The following is an 18,684-nucleotide window of genomic DNA, read 5'->3' on the forward strand; positions in this document are numbered from 1 at the left end:
AGCCTCATGCTGGATCTGCCCCTGCCCCCGCCCCTGCACCTGCACATCACGCCCGAACCCGACATCGTGCCCCCCAAGCCCGAGGCCCCGCCGCCGGAGCCGCCACCGGGTCCGCCCGAGCCGGTCAGCGATCCGCCCCCGGGCGATCTCCCGCCCCCGCCGCCGCAGCGCGCCTAGGGCCGCCGAGGCATGTCCCGCATCATCTGGAAGGGGGCCATCAGCTTTGGCCTCGTCAATATCCCGGTCGCGCTGAAGGCTGCCTCGCGCAGCCACACGCTTGACCTCGACCTGCTGGACCAGCGCGACATGGCGCCGGTGGGCTACCAGCGCATCAACAAGCACACCGGCAAGGTCATCGACGCCGAACACATCGTCAAGGGCTACCAGTACGAGAAGGACGAGTACGTGCTGCTCAGCGACGAGGATTTCCGGCAGGCCAATGTCGAGGCCACGCAGACGGTGGATATCGTCAGCTTCGTGGAGGCGGACAGCATCCCGCCCTACTACTTCGACACCCCCTATTACCTGGAGCCGGACAAACGTGGCGAGCGCGGCTACGCGCTGTTGCACGAGACCCTGCGCAAGACCGGCCGCGCCGCGCTGGCGCTGGTGGTACTGCGCAACCGCCAGCACCTGACGGCGCTGCTGGTGGTGGGCAAGGCGCTGGTGCTGAACACGATGCGCTTTGCGGACGAGGTGGTGCCGATCGAGGACCTGAGTCTGCCCAAGGGCGGCAAAGGCAAGGCGGCGAGCCCGCGCGAGGTAAGCATGGCCACCAAGCTGGTGGAGGACATGAGCGAGGACTGGAAGCCCGAGCAATACCGCGACACCTATCGCGACGATTTGATGGCCCGCATCCACGCCAAGATCAAGGCCGGCAAGACGCACCTGCTGACGCCGGCATCCGAGGAACCGCCGCCGAGCGGCAAGGGCGCCAAGGTCATCGACATGATGGCGCTGCTCAAGCAGAGCATTGGCCAGCGGGGCCACCGGGGCCACGCGGGCGCGAAGCCGGCTACCCGCAATGCCGATCTTCAGGAAGACGAGGAAACGGAAGAGGTAAACAAGCCCGCGCGGAAGAAGGCGGTAGCGAAGCAGGCATCGGCCAAGAAAACGGCGACAAAGAAAACGGCGACAAAGAAAACAGCGACAAAGAAGGCGGCGCCGAAGAGAGCCGCGGCCAAAAAGGCCGCTCCCGCCAAAAAACGCAAAGCGGCTTGATCTAAGTCAAAGCCGCAAAAAGAGCCGCGGTACGTGGGATGACCGCGGCTCCGCGCAGCGGGCGACCACGAGGTCGCCGCGCACAAAAACTAGCGCGTGTGCATGGACGGCGCGTGCATGAACGGCGTGTGCATTAACGCGACGACACCTTCAGGTTATCGCGCACCGAACTCACACCTTCCACCGAGCGCACGGTCTCCAGCGCCATCTCGTGCTGGTCCTTCGTCGGCACCGTGCCGGTCAGGTCCACCACGCGGTCCTTCGTCTTCACGTGAATGCCGGTGGACTTGAGATCCTTGGTGGCCAGCAGCTTGGTCTTGACCTTGGTGGTCAGCGCGCTGTCGGTGACGGCCTGCTTGGTGTTGTCCACGCCCTTGTCCACACTGGCATCGACCTTGGCGTCAGTGGTAGCGGCGGGACGCTTTTCCTTGTCACCTTCGGTATGGCCCGGCATGCCCGGCGCATTGTTGGCCGGCGGGGCCGCGCTATTGTCGCTGCGGACGTCGCTGCGGACGCTGGCGTCGGCCACCTTGATAAAGCCGCCGCCACCCATTTCGAGGGCATGCGCGCCACCCGCAGCGGCGAGCGCCGCGGTCATCAGTGCAATACGCAGGGTCTGTGCTGTCTTCATGCTCGATCTCCTTGTTGAGGCAGTGACAGCCACTGTTCTGCACATCGCGTGCCAGATCGGCGAAATGACGCGTGGACGGGGCCTGGCGGCGGTTTCTCGCCCCGGAGCGGCGTGGGCGCATCGCCCGACCGGTAAAAACACGGCACGCGTTGTAAATCGGCGCACATGGGGAGCCACGCATGCGTTACCTGTATGTCTGACAGATGCCATACCCCCGACATTCGCGGCCCCGGCGGGGATGGCACGGCCATTGCAACTCTGGGCCTGCGGCAGCCTCGCCGCGCGACATGGAGACTAGCAATGGGACAGCAGCAACAGGGGAACCAATCCCAACCGGGCCAGAAGCAGCAAGAGCAGCAGCAACCCGGCCAGCGCGGTAACCAGCAAGGTGGCAGCCAGGACCAACAACGCCAAGGCGGGGGCCAGATGGGCAACCAGGACCAACGCGGTGGTCAGCAGCAACAGGAGTCCGGCCGTCAAGGCCAGCAGGGCGGACAACAGGGCGGCCAGCAAGGACAACAAGGCCAGCAAGGTGGCCAGAAGGACCAGGACAAGAGCCGCCAGCCGTAAGTCGGCGCCCTCTTCGTTTTCTCTTCGTTTTTCCGGACCCCGCGCGGCATTTCCACGGTTGCCGCAGCGCGCTGAAATCAAGGCGCGGCAGATGAACGGGGTCCACCGCCGGGGCACTCGCAAGGGTGCCCCGGCGTCTTTCTTACCATCCTCTCTCTATATATAGGCAGCTCGCCCGGACCAAGCCCGGACCAAGCCCGGACCAAGCCTGGACCAAGCGTCAGGCGAGCCGGCTGGCCACGCGCCCGATGGCCTGCCGCCATACCTCGCGGTCGCGCGCCAGGTAGTCGGCCGCCTGCGCGCCAGTGAGCGCCAGCGGCTCGGCGCCATCCTGCCCGAGGCGTTGCCGCAGTGCCGGCGTGCGCAGCAGCCGCGTGAAGCGGTCCGCCAGCGCCGCGCAGGCGCGCGCCGGCATGCTGGGCGCCGCCAGCACGCCGTACCAGGCGTCCTGCCGCATGCCGGGCACGCCGGCCTCCTCGAAGGTCGGCACACCCGGCGCAAGCGGGCTGCGCGCGGCGCCGGTCACCGCCAGCGCGCGCACCTTGCCCTGCCGCATCAGCGGCAGCGCGGCCTGCAGCGTGCTGACCAGCAGCGCCACGTGACCACCCTGCAGATCGACCAGCGCACGGGCACTGCCCGGATACGGCACGTGGTTCATCGACACCCCCGCCTGCTGGCAGATCAGTTCGCCCACCAGATGGGCGCTGGAATGGGTGCCGAGCGAGGCGTAGGCCAGTTCGCCGGGGCGCCGGCGCGCTTCCGCCAGCCGGGCCTGGAGCGTTTGCGTGGTAGCAGGCGCCCCGGCGGAGGCCAGCAGCACGTGCGGCGTGCTGGCGACGATGGCCACCGGCTGCAACGGCGTGGCCGGCGGCTCGGGTGCGGCGGCCAGCAAGGGGCCGATGCTGACCGAGCCCACCGTGCCAAGCAGCAAGGTGCGCGGGCCGGACGTGGCGCGCGCCACCTCGTGCAGGGCGATCTGGCCGGCAGCGCCGGGGCGGTTCTCGACGATGGTGGGCACGCCGTCCGTGGTCAGGCTGTCGGCGACGAGACGGGCGATATGGTCGGCACCCCCGCCGGCGGCATAGCCGACCAACAGGTGCGTGGTGTCTGCGCCGTATGCGGCGCGGGGGAACAGCGGGAGTACCGCCAGTCCGGCCAGTCCAGCCAGACCATGGGTCAGGCGGCGGCGAGCCCGGTCAGGCGGAACCGGAGGGAACGGCATGGATGCAGGGGCGCGAGTCGAATAGCTCGCGGCATGCTAGCACCACCCCGCCCCGCCCGCCGTGGGGGCAAACCCCGTCTTGCCCAGGCCCTTACAGCTGCGGCGCGCGGCACGCGGCGCCCGCCGCATTGGCAGCCGGGTCCATGCCAAACACAGCCTGCGCGCCACACTGCGAGCCGAACATGCGCGCCTGATCGTGGCCCACGCCCACCACTTCAAAGGCGCGATGGCGACTGGTCTGGCCCGGCTTGGCGAGGAATTGCTCGTAGCGCTGGTAGGCCCGCCCGCGCTGGAGACGCGTGGGGCCTTCGGCCTCGGCCCCACATGCCTTATCGAGCACACGATGGTTCGGATCGTTGTCCTCGCTACCCACCATGTAGGTAACCTGACGCTGCATGTAGCGCTGGTAGAGCGTCATGCCATCGGCGCCCTTGGCGTAAGCCACGATGTCCTGCATGCCGTAGCGGTACTTGTTGTAATCGGCACAGGTGGCGGTGCTGTAGGGCGCGAAGCGCTTCAGGTCGGGCGCCACCGGCCGGTCTGGCGTGAAATAGAGATAGGACGAGGGATTGGCCACCACGTAGCGCAGGTCGATGCCGCGCGCGCGCACGCGCTCGTCCACGTTGTTGAGCACCGCGTAGCGGTGGACGATCTGGGCGCCGCCCGAATGGCCCGCCACCGTGACCTTGCTCACGGCGGGGAAGCGCGACTTGTCGGTGACGAAGGCCAGCAGGTCGTCCAGCACCTGGAGCGAGCTGACGCCGGCGCCGGGGCCGGACACCGCGTCTTCGCCGCCGATCCAGCCTTGCACGGTCCAGACCGGCATGTTGTCGAAATGCTTGGCGGCATCGGGCGTGCCGGGGAAGTTCGGGGCAATCAGCAGCACCTCTTCCGGCTTGCGGCCGCTGGCCTGGAGCAGCGCGGCACCGGCGGCGTAGTAATCGTCGCCATTGCGCTGGAGGCCGTGCTGTACGAACACCACCTCGCGGATGCCACGCAGGTCCGCCGTCAGCGGGTGGTTGGCGTAGACCGGGAAGTCATAGCCGGCACCGCTGCCCAGGTGTACGCGCTGCCATTGGGGCTTGGCGGCGGCGGAGGGGGCGGCTGGCGCGGCGGACGGCGCGGAAACCGAAGGCGCCGGGGGCTGGCTGGCGCAGCCGGCGGCAAGCGCCGCCGTGGCGGCCATCAGCAAGGTGAATCGGGCGAAGCGCGGCGCGCCGGGCATGGGTGTCTCCTTGGTCTTATGTCTGCCGTATCAGGCAAAACGCCAATACTAGGCCGGCGGGGCCCGCTCGTAAAATATATGCTTTCGGCATCTGCCATATTCACGACATATCGGACCACCGATGGAACTGAGACACCTGCGTTACTTCCTGGCCGTGGCCGAGACCGGCTCCGTGACCCGCGCCGCCGAGCAACTGGGCATCCAGCAGCCCCCGCTCTCCCAGCAACTGAAGGCGCTGGAGACCGAGCTGGGCGTGTCCCTGTTCGACCGCCAGCCACGCGGCGTGGCGCTGACCGCCGCCGGCACCGCGCTCCATGGCGACGCCGTGGAGCTCTTCGCCCGCATCGAGCAGATGCGCGCGCGCATGCAGCGCATGGCGCGTGGCGACGAAGGCGCGCTGGCCATCGGCTTCACCAGTTCGGCGGCGGCGCACAAGCTCACCCCCGAGGTACTGCGCGCATGCCGGCGGCAGTTTCCGCGCGTGACGCTCTCCCTGACCGAGCGCAACGCGGCGGAAGCCATCGAGCAACTGGCCGATGGCACGCTCAGCGCCGCCCTGCTCCGCGCGCCGGTGCAGCACCCGGAAGGCGTGCGCTTCGACCTCCTGCTCGAGGAAGAAATGGTGATCGCCCTGCCGCTGGACCACGCGCTGCTGCGGCGCCGGGCGGCGGAAGGCGTGGCCGCCGGCACGCCGGTATCGCTACGCGAACTGAAGGGCGATCCGTTCATCCTGGTTCGCCGGCCCGGCGCGCCGGGCATGTACGGCGACCTGCTGCGCGAGTGCGAGGCCCTGGGTTTCACGCCCCGCATTGGCGCCGAAGTGGAACGCATGCTGACCAACCTCAACCTGGTGGCCGCCGGCGCCGGCGTGAGCGTGGTGCCGGCGTCGATGGCCGGCCTCAACCGCCACGGCGTGGCCTATTGCCGCATGGTCGAGACCGACCGCCTGCGCGCCCCGCTCACCCTCGGCTACCGCACCAACAACGCCGACCCCGCCGTCGCCGCGCTCGTGGCGCTGACGCATCGGATTGCGGCCAGGCACAGGAAGGATCGGGATGCGGCGGGCGGGGAGGTGCCGGATTGATTTTCCTTTTTTGGGGGGGCGAGAACAGCCGGTGCGGGCCATTCAACCGAATTCCTCGTATTGCGGCAGTCCGTCAGTAATGGCATACCACGGCGCCTTTGACCCCACGAAAATATGAGCCGTGGGGCGAATGGAGGGCGTATCGGCGAGCGTCCCCAGGGTGACGTGAACGTATTGGCCATCACGAACCACCGAGAACATCAGGCTTCCGCATACCTTGCAGCGGACATCGTGCGATGCATCGTCATCGCCGAAAATCGATACCTTGTCTTCGCCTTCCGTGATACGCAATTTGTCGCGCACGATCCCCGCGAAGGGCTTGAACGCGGAGCCCGTCGCGCGGCGGCAATTTGAGCAGTGGCAGTTCAACGCATAGACGAATTCGTCTTCTACCGAGTAACGGACCACACCGCACAGGCATCCGCCGGCGAGCAATGATTTCATGGCTGCTTCCTGGACTGAGGGCACTTTCGGAAGTAAAGCAGCGATGATTATCGGCGAGCCACGGGTCGATGTCGAATAACTGGAGGTGGTCGAACTTTGATATAGACCTGGCACTTCGCTTGTGGGTCAGCCTGGTACTGCAACGCGCCGGCCGAAAAATAGCTGCTGCATGTGGTGTCAATTACAGTATCGCGAATCGCGCGAAACGCTGCAGACGTAGTACTTCGACGCGGTCAGGTAGTCTTTTCTGAAGATGCCGCCGTTCTGTTTATCCAGATCCAGGGCTTTGTGGAAATATGGATAGGCACTCGCGGCATCACCCTTATCCATCGCAGATTGCCCCATGTCGTTGTACATGATGGCTACCAGTAGCATTAGCCCAACCGCATCCATCCCCTCACGCTTAGACTGCGCAATGAAAGCTTGCATCTCGGGATAGGAGCCACCCCATCGTGGGGTGATGTATGCAATATAGCGCGTTCGCGCAAGATGGTTAGACGGCAGAGCCTTGTTGGCAATTTGGATTGCACGCCTGGAAGCGGCCCGGTCCCCCTCTAGGGAGGAAATGCCCAGTAGATGAAATGCTGCCAGATACGGCTTGGGAGTCAGTGCCAAGGCACGTTCCGTTTCAGGGCGGGCTTCATCCAGAAGCGCACGCATGCGGGCGATTTTCTCCGGAGGCGTCTTGTCAATGAATTCATTGCCGCGTGCCTCCCCTGCCCTTCGCCGCAAAAACACTCCTAGCGCCAGATGTGCGGAATACGAATTTGGCGACACACGAACCCATTCTCGTGCCGCAGCTTCTTGCGATGGAGTGAGTTTGTAGAACGGCCGAAAGGCGTCACGAAGCTCGACCTCCGTGGCTTGACCAGCTTCGAAGCGCGCCTGCAAACCATTCAGGGTGGCATCCAGTTGCTTGAACTGACGGCTGTCGAGTGCTACCAGCGTTGGATTCGCCTGTGCGCTGGTCATAAGCGCACAGAAAAGTCCCAGCAGGACGGACACTTTATGAAATAGACGGATTCGCAGCGGCCGATTGCCGGCAAGAAGCATTGATGACTCCGCTCAAGACACGGGTGGACGAAAATACCTGGACTCAAAGGGGGGTAATCTATCAATGAACTGCCGCTCACCGTGTGTGACGAAGTGGGGTGTCTGAACACCGCAACAGCCAGAAGCGGCCAATCACGGAGCCGCCTTGCGCCCCAATAGCAGTCGGTCCAGCGGACTGCACACCCCCAAGCCGCCCATACGCATCACGTGGGTGTAGATCATCGATGCGGCTGCGTCCGCATAGCCTGGCAGTTCCAGCACCATGCGAAGTAACAATGCCCCACAACACGTTAGGCCCCACAGACAGTACCGACCTCAACCGAAGGACCGAACGATGACGAAATACCTGATTTCATTTCCTGGAAGGGCGATGGAAGTCCCCGTCGAGGACTTTGCCGCGGTGGGCGAAGCGGCGCGCGAGGTCATACGCGAGGCGAAGGCTGCCGGCGTGTATGTGTTCGGTGGGGGTATCAACGAGGGTGTCGCACCACTCATGGTCGCCGCAGACGGCGCGGTCTCAAGCGAGACTTATCCGCAGACGAAGGAGTTCGACGGCGGCTTCTGCGTCCTGGAGCTCCCCTCGCGCGAAGCCGCCATCCAGTGGGCTGCAAAGATCGCCCAAGCTTGCCGCTGCTCGCAGGAACTCCGCGAGTTCGGCTATGACCCGGAGAGCTGACATTTGTCACGCTCCAGGACCGCCGCGAGTCCTTGTGAACGCGCGGCGGCATTCCTGACAACCGTCAGGATCAATAATCCCACTGCACCGGCACGAAACGGTAGCTTTCCCCGTTCTTGGCAATATGGCCGATGGACGGGAACGCGATGTGCGCCGCGGCCAGCATGGAGCCGGTTTCAGCGGCTTCGTCGAGCAGCGCGATACGGGCTTGCGTCGCTACCTCAGGCTCGTGCTCGAAGCCGTTTTGCCACGTGGGATGCTCGAAGCCGACTTCGAAGATCGCGTCGCCGACGAAGGTCAGCTTCTCGCCTTTCGATGCGACGTCCACCACGCAGTGCCCCGGCGTGTGGCCGCCGGTCACGCGCGCCGACACGCCCGCGGCAACTTCCACGGTCTGGCCGAACTGCACGATGTTCTCGCTGTAGAGCTCCACGAACCGTGCCGCCGCCTTGCGCAGCGCAGGCGGCACCGTTTCCGGCATCACCGTCTTGCTGAAATCCGGATTCTTCCAGAACTCCACCTCCGCCGCCGCCACGTGGATGCGCACGTCCGGGCGCAGCTTGGCCTTGACGCCAGCCACGTTCAGCCCGCCGACGTGATCCATGTGCATATGGGTAATCACGATATCGGTGATCGCAGCGAGGTCGATGCCAGCCGTTTCCAGGCGCAACACCGAGCGACCGGCGCGCGAGAAGTATTCGAAACCGTCGCCCACGCCCGAATCGACCAGGATCAGGCGGTCACCGCTGCGCACGAGCGCGATATTCAGCGCCCAGTCGAACATGTCACGTTGCAGGAAGCGATCATCGAACCATTCGTTGCGGTCCGCTTCGCTCACGTTGGTGGACATCGTGGTGGTCGGCAGCGGCAGAACGCCATCGCTGATCAGCAAGACATCGACGTCCCCCACGCGCACGGCGTAGCGGGAAGACACGAGCTCGCCAAAACCTTCCTTGCCAACGTTGGCGATAACCGGCTGCACATTATGGATTGTTTCGCTCATTTTCATTCGTCCTGTTATTTGCGGGGGGTAAGCCGCACGGGGTGGCGCGGTGCACAAGCACGACCGCGAATCTCGCGCGCTTCGTTGTGCTCGCGTTTTCGACTGACCGTGTGACCGAGTGTAGGCATGGGGCGCGCGCGCCGGTAGTACCGTGAAGGCACTCAGCATGTTGTCCTGGCGGCAACAATCGCCAGCCCTCGTGAGAGAATCCGCCGTATCAACTTTTTGAAGTCGACTATGGCGGATATCGAACGAGAAGCCCTCGGGGTATTAACGCTTGCGCCTTCCACCGCTGCCGACGGCCGCCCACCAGACGCCACGGGCTTCTCAATCTCCGTACGGCATGTCACGGTGACATTGCCGGATGGCAGGACGCTGCTGCACGACCTGAATGAAACATTCCAGCGCGAGCGTACCGGATTGCTGGGTCGAAATGGCACGGGCAAGAGTGTGCTGGCGAGAGCGTTGGTTGGCTTGTTCAAACCGGAGAATGGACAGGTCACACGTCATGGCTCGGTCGCCTACGTGCCTCAGGAAATCGTCCCTGCAACAGGGGCGACGGTTGCAGACGTCGCCGGATTGACACCGATACTCGATGCGCTGACGCGAATGGAAGGCGGGGCGCCGCATCCCGCTGACTTCGACTTGCTGGATGGAAGGTGGAATATCCGATCGAGTCTGGAGCAGGCGCTGACGGACAGCGGCTTGGCACACCTGCACCCGCAAGGGCTGGCGGGCGCGCTGAGTGGCGGTGAACTCACCCGCGTTGCCTTGATAGGCGCGTTCCTTTCCGACGCCGAAGGTCTGGTACTCGACGAACCCACCAACCATCTGGACCGCACCGCGCGCGACTGGCTGCGTGACAAGCTGACGCGGTGGACAGGCGGTCTGATCCTCGTCAGTCACGACCGCGAATTACTGGACCTGATGGACCGCATCGTAGAACTGACGCCGGGCGGGATGCGCAGTTACGGCGGTAACTACACGCTCTATGAGGCTCAGCGCAGCGCCGAAGCGTCGGCGGCGCAAGCTTTGCTCGACCGCGCACGGACAGATCGCAACGCCGCCGAACGTGCGGCGCGGCGACAACATGACGCACAGCAGCGCCGCACCGCCCATCAGGCAAAAGGCGCGAAGGAGGCGAACATGCCGGGCATCGCCCTGGGCCGTCGCAAGGATGGCGCAGAGGCGTCTGCGGGCCGGCAGCGCCTTCGCCGGCAGGAAATGCAGGTTAAGGCCGACGAGGCGGTTCAACAGGCGGCGCGGCGCATCGAGCCCGACAAAACCGTCGCACTCATCCTGCCAGCCACTGCCATTGCGGCGGGAAAGCGCGTGATCCATCTGCAAGACGCCGTCCCGCCGTTTCCGCAAGACAGCGCGCCCCTTACGCTGAGGCTGACGGGACCGGTGCGCGTCGCCGTGACCGGTCCAAATGGCTGTGGCAAAACCACGCTGCTAAAGATGTTGGCCGGCACACTTGCCCCGGTCTCTGGCATTTGCCAGACTGGCGTGCGCAGCGCATGGCTCGACCAGCAGGCGACCCGCGTATTGCCACCGCAACTATCGGTGCTCGATCGCTTGCACGCGCTGAAAACACCGCTGCCGGACGGGCTGCTGCGCAGCCATCTTTCGTTGCTGGGCTTGAATGCCGACGTGGTGAACCTGCCATCCGGCGCGTTGAGCGGCGGTGAGCGCCTGAAAGGTGCGTTGGCGTGCGTACTGTGGAGCACCGAACCAGCGCAGCTGCTATTGCTGGACGAACCGACGAATCACGTCGATCTGGAATCCATTCAGGCGCTGGAGCAGGCATTGGAGGACTTTCCCGGTGCCCTGGTCGTGGCTTCTCATGACACGCGTTTCCTTCAGTCGCTTCGTTTCACGCACCGGCTGGAGTCAGATGGAAGACATTGGCAATTGATAGCGGAGTGAATCGCAGGCGGGGGCCGGCTGCGGACTCTGTTCAGTCTGGTGACAAGGCGGCGGCCGACTCAGGCGCTTCTGCCAGCGGGAGGGTCATGGAGAACACCGCGCCCCGGCCCGGCGCGCTGTCAAGCCCAATGCCACCGGCATGCCGCTCGACCACGGTGCGAACGAACAACAGGCCCAGCCCCGTGCCGCGCGTGGGCCGGGCGCCTTCCGCCCGCAACGTACTGAATGGCTGGAACAGCCGGGGCTGGTCGGCCAGCGCGATACCGGGTCCGCGATCGGCGATGGAGACGGTGCCGCTGTTGCCGGTCCTGCGCACGGTCACGGTAACAGTGCCGCCGTCCGGACTGAACTTGATCGCGTTGTCGACAAGGTTAGCCACAGCCCGCATCAGCAACGAGGGCTCGGCGCGCACGACCAGTTCCTCCTCCGCGATATCGAGCGAAATGCCGATGCGCCGCGCATGCGCTACCGGCCAGAGCTCGTCGGTGGCGTCCATGACGAGGCTCGAAAGATCGGTCTCGACCAGACGCAGCGCCTGCGATTCGGCACGTGCCAGCGTGATGAAATCATCCGCGAGCTCGAGCGTACGGGACGCGAAATGCTGGATCCGCTCAAGCAGCGCGTCGTACGGCATGGCTCGGGCTGGCTCGGACTGCAGTTCGACAAGCGCAAGGATCGACGCCTGCGGCGAGCGCATGTCGTGGGAAATGAAGCGCAGCGTCTCTTCGCGCCGGCGCTCGGCCGCGCGCGCCTCAGTAATATCGACGAAGCTCAGCGCGATGCCGGCCACACCGCCGTCACTGCTCCGTAGCGACGCGGCGCGCACGAGCATCGGGCAGTCGGTGTGCGTAGTCAGTTCCACGGCATCGAAGACCGGCGGCGCACCAGCCGCCGGCATCGTCTCGACGCACGCCCGCCGCACGGTGTTCCAGTAGTCCATGCCGCGCTGTGGCACAGCGAACGCTTCGGTCATTACCGCACGAATCTCGGGTGCTGGCGCGCCCGCCTGGGCCAGCCCTCCCAAGCTGCGTGGCATCAGCGCCAGGCTCCTCGCGTTGGCCAGCAGCACGTTGCCATCGATATTGCAGATCAACGTGGCGTCGGGCAGGCCGGACATCGCATCCGCGAGGAACTGCCGCATATCTCGCAGCCGGGTGGTCATCCAATACATGGCCTGCATGCGTGCGTCCAACGAGGGGCCGAGCCCGGCCACCGGCGACGGTTGCCCACGCAGCATCGGTTCCTGCTCGCGCTCAAGCCTGGCCACTTCGCCGGCCAGGAACGCAAGCGTCGCTTCCTGTCCGCGCCAGCTCCACAGCGGATAACAGGCCAGGCACGCGAGCATCGCGGGCACCGGGTCGAACCAGGCATGCGCACCCCGGACCAGCATGATGCTTGCGCCGAGCAGGCCGGCTACCATCGCCAGGCTGACCAGCAGCGCCATGCGCGGCGACAGGCGCAGCGCGGCGACCCACACCACGCCCAGTGCGGCGAATGCCAGGGCCCAGGATGCGGTGCGGTCCAGCGCGACAATGGCTTGGCCGTCGAGCAGCGTCTGTGCCGCGTTTGCCATGATCTCCACCCCGCTCATGCCGGCGCCGTCCCGTGACAATGGCACGGCGAACATGCCACCGAGGCCGGCGGCCGTGACGCCGATCAGCACGAGCCGGTTGCGGAACATCGCCGGATCGACGCGACCCGCCATCACGTCGCGCGCGGACACCGTAGCGAACGTGCCCGCCGGGCCGGCGAACGCGATGCGCACGCGGCCATCGCGGCGCCACGCCGCGGCTGACGCCGCTGGATACGGTTCCTGGCGCAGCTGGCTAATGACATCGGGGCCGTCCCGCAGCGCCAGCATCCGCACGACCAGATGGTCGATCTCCCGCCCTGGCGGCCCTTCGCGAAGAAAGACGTCGCGAACCGGGCCGTCGCCGTCCAAGCCGATGTTGATGTGGCCCACATCCGCGCGCAGCGCCGGTATCGGATAACGCAGACCGTCCGGCGCCTCGGCAGCCACAGCGGGCAATACCACCTTCCCGGCCCGGGCGATGCTGCCGGCGAGCGTGGCGTCGTCGCCGGGATGGCGCTCGTCAGGCTCCGTCAGCACCACATCGAGTGCGATGACCGCTGGTTTGCCCGCGGCCACGCCATCGACGAGCCGGCTGAGCTGAGTGCGCCGCCATGGCCATCTCCCGCTGGCCTCGAGCGTGCCGTCGTCGATGGCGACGATGACGATGTCCTGGCGCGGCGCATGCTGCTGGGCCGCGATGGCGACGTCATAGACCGCCAGACTGGCGCGGCTGGTCCAGCCGAGGACGCTGGCACCCACCATGAACGCGGCGAGCATGGCCAGCAGCAGTCCCCATTCTGCCAACGTGCGCAAGCGATAGCCGCCGACGAGCCCCAGGCGCGCGGCGGGCGTGGCGGCGTCATCCACCATGGCGCACCGGGGCATCGGTCGCCCGCACGGGGTTCCCCGCGGCATCGCGCAGGTAAGCCGGCAGGACGATGCGTTGCGGCGCAGAGTAAGGCGACGTCGCGCCATCCGGCTCGATGCGCGCTACGCGCACCCAGTAGTCGCCTGCTGGCGGACGCGGCACCGCGGCCTCGCCCTCGATGCTGCGCAGGTCGGCCCGCACATGGGCAAAGCGCGGATCATCGGCAAGCTGGAGCCGGTATGCGGCCGGCTTTGCCACCGTGGCATCCACGCCCCAGCCCAGCCGGAGCACGGCGCCGTCGTCGCCAGTGACCGCCGCGGCGGGCGCAGCCGGCGAGATCGAGAACGGCAGCACGGCGCTCCACGGCCCCGGCTCGCCATCGGCATCTAGGGAGCGGATGCGCCACCACCAGTCGCCCGGCGCCAGCGGTACCTGCCAGTTGACCTCGGCGGTCGTCTGGCGCGTCTCGACGGTAGCAAATCCGGCGTCGCGGGCCAGTTCGATCTCGTAGCGCGCGGCGTTCGCGACAGCCGCCCACTGCAGCGTGATCGCGCTGCCGTGATGGCGGGTCCGTGCGCCCGGCTCCAGTGTGAAAGGCGCGGCCGGCTCTAGCTTGACGTCGAGCGGCGCGACAGCGGGATAGCCGGCGAAGCCGTCAGCGCCAACGGCCCGAACCGAGAGGTACAGCCTGCCATGCGGCAGGCCGGCCGGCGTGGCATGCGGCTCGCGCATCGTGGCGGACCAGATCGGTTCGGTGCGTGCGCTGTCGCGCGACACGATGACGCGCCATGCAGTGGCGCCCGGCGCGGGCTGCCAGGCCACGTTCAGGCTCGGCGCGTAGATCCGTGCGGGCAGCGGCTGGAGTATCGGGGCCGCCTGCAGCGGGCGCGGGGGCGCCAGCCTGCCGCCCGGGCCCACGGCAATGCCGAAACCGTCGGGCACTTCCTGGCTGCCGTGCCGCGCCGCGACGGTCACGCGGCCCTCTAATACCGTGCTGCGCGACTGGGCGCCGCTGGCCTCTACCTCGAAGCGCGTGCCGCGCACGCCGGTAATCATCGTCCGCGTGCGCATCTCAAAGCGGCCGACGCCATTGTGGTTGGGCGCCACGCTGGCATCGGCGCCGCCGCGCTCGATACGCAGCACCGTATCCTGCAGCAGCGCCCGCGCAAAGACGCGTAGCCGGCTCACCTCGACGACCGAGTCCGGCGGCAGCGCCACCCGCGAGCCATCGTCAAGCTCCAGCGTGGCGCGCCCATCGGCGCCGGTCACGACGCGGGCCGCCTCGTCCAGCTGCGTGCCTGGGCGCAGCGGCGTATCGCCAAGCCGTACCGTCCCGCTCGCGGCAATCACCCTGACGTTGGCGGGTCGCGTCGGAATCCAGCTGAGCGGTATCCGTATACGTAGCCCCGGCGGCAGCCGTCGGGGGTCCGCGACCTGGTTGATCCGTTGCAGCTCAGTCCATTTGCGGGCATCGCCGAGATAGCGGTCAGCCAGGCCGATCAGCGTATCGCCCGAGTCCACTACATGGATGAAACGGTCGCCGTCGGCGCCCGCCGGGCCGGCAAGCACGCCTGCCTGCCAGCCGAGCAGCAGCCCGGCCAGGACCGCAGCGCGGCGCCTGCCGTGCCGGTTGGAATCGCGGCGGTCAGCCGGCATGGCTGCTCCCGCCGCACCGCTCGAAGCGATAGCCGTACGAATACACGGAGGCCAGCCGCACGCCGTTCTCGGGCCGAAGTCCGAGCTTGACGCGCAAGCGCGACAGATGGCTGTCGAGCGTGCGCGACCCCACGCCCATGGCGCGGCCCCACACGGCCAGCTCGACGAATTCGCGCGAGAGTAGCCGGTCCATGTTCCTGAACAGGAACCACGCGACGTCGAACTCCTTGGGCGACACCTCCACCGGCCGCCCATCGACGGTGACCGTGCGCGCCACGGGATCGAGGCAATAGGCGCCCTCGCGGACCGATTCCTGCGACAGCACCGTGGGATAGGTCCGCCGCAACAGCGCCGCCACGCGCGCGGTCAGCTCGCCGCTGCGGACCGGCTTGACCATGTAATCGTCGGCACCGGCAGCCAGGCCGGCCACGATGTCTTCCTCCAGCGAGCGCGTGGTCAGGAAAATTATTGGCGGCACGGCGCCGGAGCGCCCCCGGATATGGACGATCACGTCGTAGCCGCTGATGTCCGGCAGTTGCCAGTCCATGACCAAGAGGTCGAACTGCCGGTCACGCATGGCGCGAAGCAATGACTGGCCATCGGGGTAGCTTTCACAATCGTGGCCCGCGCCGGTCAGGATCTTCTTGATCAGGGCCGCCTGGCCCGGATCGTCTTCCACGGATGCAATATTCATGATTCTGTGACGTCCTCGTCCGCGCGGGATGCGGTTCGACGCGCATCCTATCCAATCCCATCGGGGGCAATTGTCAATGATTGTTGCGATCTGACGGGGTCGGGTGCGCATGTTCGACTGGATCAGCAGAACTGTCAAATATTGTTGTTTGGTGGCAAAACGGACAGTCCGCCGCGCCCCTTTCGGTAGAATCGCTCGCCATTCGAGACCGGCCCGGACACCGCCGCGACTGCATGCCGCAGGCGGCCAGCGAGCCGTACGGGGATGCGGAAATGCCTTCAGACATGGATCTACCGAGCTTCGCCGCGATCGTGCTGTTCGCCGGCCTGACCGGCATCGCCATGGCGCTCCGCGCTGGCGCGGATGGCAGCGACCGCACCGCATGGGCCGGTGCCAACGTGCTCGCGTCGCTCAGCGGCATGCTGCTGGCGTTAAACGCAAGCTGGGACGTCACCGCGCTGGCCGTGGCCGGGCACATGGTCGGCATCGTCGGCCAGCTGGGGCTGCTGCAATCGTTACGGCGGCCGCAGCCCGTCGATGGCCCGCGGGCCCATTGGTCGCAAAACGTGCCGGCCGTCGCGACGGTATCCATCGGGCTCGCAGCGATGCTCGTCGCGCATCTCGACACGGCGCTGATCGCCCTACTGGGACATGGCGCCACGGTCGCCGTGGTCTGCGTGACGACAGACACGCTGTTGCGCGACCGCCGTCGGGCCATGGGCATGGGCCGCCCGCTCGCGCTCATGGCGTGCCTGATCCAGCTGACGGCGCAGGCCGGCTTCCTGGTCATGCTCGGATGGCGCTGGGAAGACGGCCCCCTGCTGCTGTCCATGGTGCCGGCGGCAATCCAGTGGCTGGGCTGCATGCCGGCCCTATTGCTGCTGATGGCGACGTTCGCCAGTATTGCGGCCTTCGCGCTGATGGCAATCGAGGACCGCGCAGCGCTCGACATGGCTCGCGCGCGGCTTGATCCGCTCACCGGTGTGCTGCATCGCGGCGCCCTGGACAAGCATGCGCTTCGGATGGCGGCGGCCCACGCGCAGCAAGCCAAACCGCTGGCCTGCCTGGTCATCGACATCGACCATTTCAAGCGTGTCAACGACAACGCGGGGCATCGCGCGGGGGATATGGTGCTGCAGGCGGTCGCGCGCGTCCTGCAGGACACCGTGCGCACGATTGACGTGGTAGGGCGCTACGGCGGCGAGGAGTTCTGTGTGTTGTGCCCGCGCACCACGATGGAGGAAGCCGCGGCGATTGCCAAGCGTGTGGTGGAGCGCGTCTGCACCCTGCCGCTGCCCGCGCCGCTGCCGGGGCACGTCAGTGTCAGCATTGGCGTGGCGGCGGTCAACACGACCGGAGACGCACGCCGCTTGTGGGACACCCTGTTCGAAGCCGCCGATCGCGCGCTCTACGTCTCTAAACGGGCCGGCCGCAACGGCGTGGTCCGCGCAGACGCTTTGCTGATGCAGCCGTATACGACGCTGGCCTCCGCCGCCGGCGAGCGGTAACCGCCCCGCCCCGCCTCACCGACTCAGGCTTGCGCGCCAGCACTCCGGGGCGCGCGGGTGTCCGGGCCCCCGCAAGGCCACGATGACTCGCCCATCGCCCTGACTCCGGAAAAAGAAGCCCGTTTCGAAAGAAACGGGCTTCGTCAGTTACGCGTAAGCCTTAGGACGTGAGAATAGCGGCCTGCACACATTTCGCGTATCGCAAGGTCGCGAAGTTCCGACAGCGCGTTTTCTCACGCATATGAGTGTCTCTCACGACTCTCCGCGAGAAAAGAAAGTATTTCTTATGAGAGCAAAAATATCTTTGATGGCGGGATCCGTCGCCGCGCAAACCGTGGCCAAGTTATGATGAACGAAGAAACATTACGACGTAATCCGGAACCGGCGTCGGCAGCGCAGCGCATGAAAAGGCACTTTAAATCCGAGCAGCTCCGCACGTTTCTTGTCGTCGCACAGCTTCGGAGCTTCACTAAGGCGGCGAAGGTCCTGCATCTCACCCAGGCCGCAGTCAGCACGCAACTTCGTCAGCTAGAGGCAGAAGCTTCCGTGAAATTGCTTGCGCGCACCCCGGGCTCACTCACGCTTACCCCGGCTGGAGAGACGTTAAGGACATATGCTGAGCGGATCCTGGATTTGCATGAACAAGCGCGGGAAGAACTGGCATGCGAGTCCAGCGAGAATATCTTGCGGGTCGGCACACCCGATGCCTATGCCAGGCTGATATTCCCGGCTGCACTGCGCGCACTGACTGACCAGTTCCCGAAGATTCGTGTCGACGTCGTCTGTGTACCTACGCTTGAACTAGGCCGTCGACTCGAAAGTGGAGCGCTGGACCTGGCTGTAGGCACTTGCTGCTCCCAATTTCCTGGCCCTCCGATCTTCTTCGAAGAACTTGTATGGGTCGCGCTTGAGTCTGCGACCGGCCTGGCCGCATTGCGACCAATACCGCTTGCGCTCTTCGAGATTGGATCTGTGCCTCGATCACTTGTTGCCGAGGCACTGGGCACGGCCGGGATACCCTATCGCTGTGTTTATGCAAGCCCAGATACAGCAGGAATACTGGCTGCTGTCCAAACTGGAAAAGCAGTTGCGGCACTCCCGATTCACTCGATAAGCGGCGATCTTAAGATACTTGGCAGGCATGAGAACCTGCCGGACCTTCCTTCGCTTGCGCTTACCGTGGCAACCGGTAGGACTCCGAATCGGCCGGAGAAGGACGCGTTGATGGCACTGCTCACTCAACGCGCGTCGAGTAAATTGAGGACAACCAGGGATTGACGGGCGACTGACTCAAGAATTCGTGCGGCGAGCCGTTGACGTGAAAGTG

General features: G+C 66.0%; 17 protein-coding genes. 7 read left to right on the forward strand and 10 right to left on the reverse strand.

Going from position 1 to position 18,684, the window contains the following annotated elements:
- Positions 1-6: 6 nt before the first annotated feature.
- A complete protein-coding gene (locus AB4120_RS04545; protein ID WP_441641888.1) occupies positions 7-177 on the forward strand; it encodes a hypothetical protein in 171 nt (56 codons plus the stop codon).
- 12 nt (positions 178-189) lie between these two features.
- Positions 190-1,221: a non-homologous end joining protein Ku gene (ku, locus tag AB4120_RS04550; protein ID WP_149138990.1), complete on the forward strand. Its 1,032-nt coding sequence runs from the start codon at positions 190-192 to the stop codon at positions 1,219-1,221.
- Positions 1,222-1,354: 133 nt separating this feature from the next.
- Here the strand turns inward: ku and AB4120_RS04555 are convergent, their stop codons facing one another.
- From AB4120_RS04555 to AB4120_RS04570, 4 genes are all read right to left on the reverse strand, one after another.
- Entirely contained in the window at positions 1,355-1,852 is a 498-nt protein-coding gene (locus AB4120_RS04555) for a BON domain-containing protein (RefSeq protein WP_149138989.1), read from the reverse strand.
- Between the two features lie 294 nt (positions 1,853-2,146).
- The gene (locus AB4120_RS04560; protein WP_187645232.1) at positions 2,147-2,503 is read right to left on the reverse strand and encodes a hypothetical protein; all 357 of its coding nucleotides are present in this window, start codon (positions 2,501-2,503) and stop codon (positions 2,147-2,149) included.
- A 139-nt stretch (positions 2,504-2,642) separates the two neighbouring features.
- The gene (locus AB4120_RS04565) at positions 2,643-3,644 is read right to left on the reverse strand and encodes a tripartite tricarboxylate transporter substrate binding protein (protein ID WP_149138988.1); all 1,002 of its coding nucleotides are present in this window, start codon (positions 3,642-3,644) and stop codon (positions 2,643-2,645) included.
- Positions 3,645-3,735: 91 nt separating this feature from the next.
- Positions 3,736-4,869 carry a hypothetical protein gene (locus AB4120_RS04570; protein ID WP_149138987.1) on the reverse strand — a complete coding sequence of 378 codons (1,134 nt, stop codon included), beginning with the start codon at positions 4,867-4,869 and terminating at the stop codon, positions 3,736-3,738.
- A gap of 121 nt (positions 4,870-4,990) precedes the next feature.
- Between AB4120_RS04570 and AB4120_RS04575 the strand changes: the two genes are divergently transcribed.
- Positions 4,991-5,953 (forward strand): LysR family transcriptional regulator, encoded by a 963-nt coding sequence (locus AB4120_RS04575; RefSeq protein WP_149138986.1) that lies wholly within the window; start codon positions 4,991-4,993, stop codon positions 5,951-5,953.
- 42 nt (positions 5,954-5,995) lie between these two features.
- On the opposite strand, the gene AB4120_RS04580 is transcribed toward AB4120_RS04575, so the two are convergent.
- Both AB4120_RS04580 and AB4120_RS04585 read right to left on the reverse strand, forming a co-directional pair.
- The gene (locus AB4120_RS04580; protein ID WP_149138985.1) at positions 5,996-6,397 is read right to left on the reverse strand and encodes a GFA family protein; all 402 of its coding nucleotides are present in this window, start codon (positions 6,395-6,397) and stop codon (positions 5,996-5,998) included.
- A 177-nt stretch (positions 6,398-6,574) separates the two neighbouring features.
- Positions 6,575-7,450: a DUF4034 domain-containing protein gene (locus tag AB4120_RS04585; RefSeq protein ID WP_149138984.1), complete on the reverse strand. Its 876-nt coding sequence runs from the start codon at positions 7,448-7,450 to the stop codon at positions 6,575-6,577.
- Between the two features lie 334 nt (positions 7,451-7,784).
- Between AB4120_RS04585 and AB4120_RS04590 the strand changes: the two genes are divergently transcribed.
- Complete coding sequence (locus AB4120_RS04590) at positions 7,785-8,126, forward strand: YciI family protein (protein WP_187645231.1); 342 nt, start codon at positions 7,785-7,787, stop codon at positions 8,124-8,126.
- A 70-nt stretch (positions 8,127-8,196) separates the two neighbouring features.
- On the opposite strand, the gene AB4120_RS04595 is transcribed toward AB4120_RS04590, so the two are convergent.
- Positions 8,197-9,129 (reverse strand): MBL fold metallo-hydrolase, encoded by a 933-nt coding sequence (locus AB4120_RS04595; RefSeq protein WP_149138983.1) that lies wholly within the window; start codon positions 9,127-9,129, stop codon positions 8,197-8,199.
- A gap of 237 nt (positions 9,130-9,366) precedes the next feature.
- Between AB4120_RS04595 and AB4120_RS04600 the strand changes: the two genes are divergently transcribed.
- Positions 9,367-11,058, forward strand: coding sequence for an ABC-F family ATP-binding cassette domain-containing protein (locus tag AB4120_RS04600; RefSeq protein WP_149138982.1), 1,692 nt, complete (start codon positions 9,367-9,369; stop codon positions 11,056-11,058).
- 31 nt (positions 11,059-11,089) lie between these two features.
- Here AB4120_RS04600 and AB4120_RS04605 read toward each other — a convergent pair whose 3' ends face one another.
- The 3 genes from AB4120_RS04605 to AB4120_RS04615 are packed head-to-tail and all read right to left on the reverse strand — an operon-like array spanning position 11,090 to position 15,849.
- Positions 11,090-13,501: a CHASE2 domain-containing protein gene (locus AB4120_RS04605; protein WP_441641889.1), complete on the reverse strand. Its 2,412-nt coding sequence runs from the start codon at positions 13,499-13,501 to the stop codon at positions 11,090-11,092.
- A complete protein-coding gene (locus tag AB4120_RS04610) occupies positions 13,491-15,155 on the reverse strand; it encodes a FecR domain-containing protein (protein ID WP_149138980.1) in 1,665 nt (554 codons plus the stop codon). The genes AB4120_RS04605 and AB4120_RS04610 overlap by 11 nt, the downstream gene beginning before the upstream one ends.
- Positions 15,145-15,849, reverse strand: a complete 705-nt coding sequence (locus AB4120_RS04615) for a response regulator transcription factor (RefSeq protein ID WP_149138979.1) — start codon at positions 15,847-15,849, stop codon at positions 15,145-15,147. The genes AB4120_RS04610 and AB4120_RS04615 overlap by 11 nt, the downstream gene beginning before the upstream one ends.
- A gap of 284 nt (positions 15,850-16,133) precedes the next feature.
- On the opposite strand from AB4120_RS04615, the gene AB4120_RS04620 reads away from it, so the two are divergent.
- Together AB4120_RS04620 and AB4120_RS04625 are read left to right on the forward strand one after the other, a co-directional pair.
- A complete protein-coding gene (locus AB4120_RS04620; RefSeq protein ID WP_441641890.1) occupies positions 16,134-17,357 on the forward strand; it encodes a diguanylate cyclase in 1,224 nt (407 codons plus the stop codon).
- Between the two features lie 345 nt (positions 17,358-17,702).
- On the forward strand, positions 17,703-18,635 hold the full coding sequence (locus AB4120_RS04625) for a LysR family transcriptional regulator (RefSeq protein ID WP_149138977.1): 933 nt from the start codon (positions 17,703-17,705) through the stop codon (positions 18,633-18,635).
- The last annotated feature ends 49 nt before the right edge of the window (positions 18,636-18,684 follow it).

Source organism: Cupriavidus sp. 2KB_3 (assembly GCF_052115685.1).
GTDB lineage: Bacteria > Pseudomonadota > Gammaproteobacteria > Burkholderiales > Burkholderiaceae > Cupriavidus > Cupriavidus campinensis.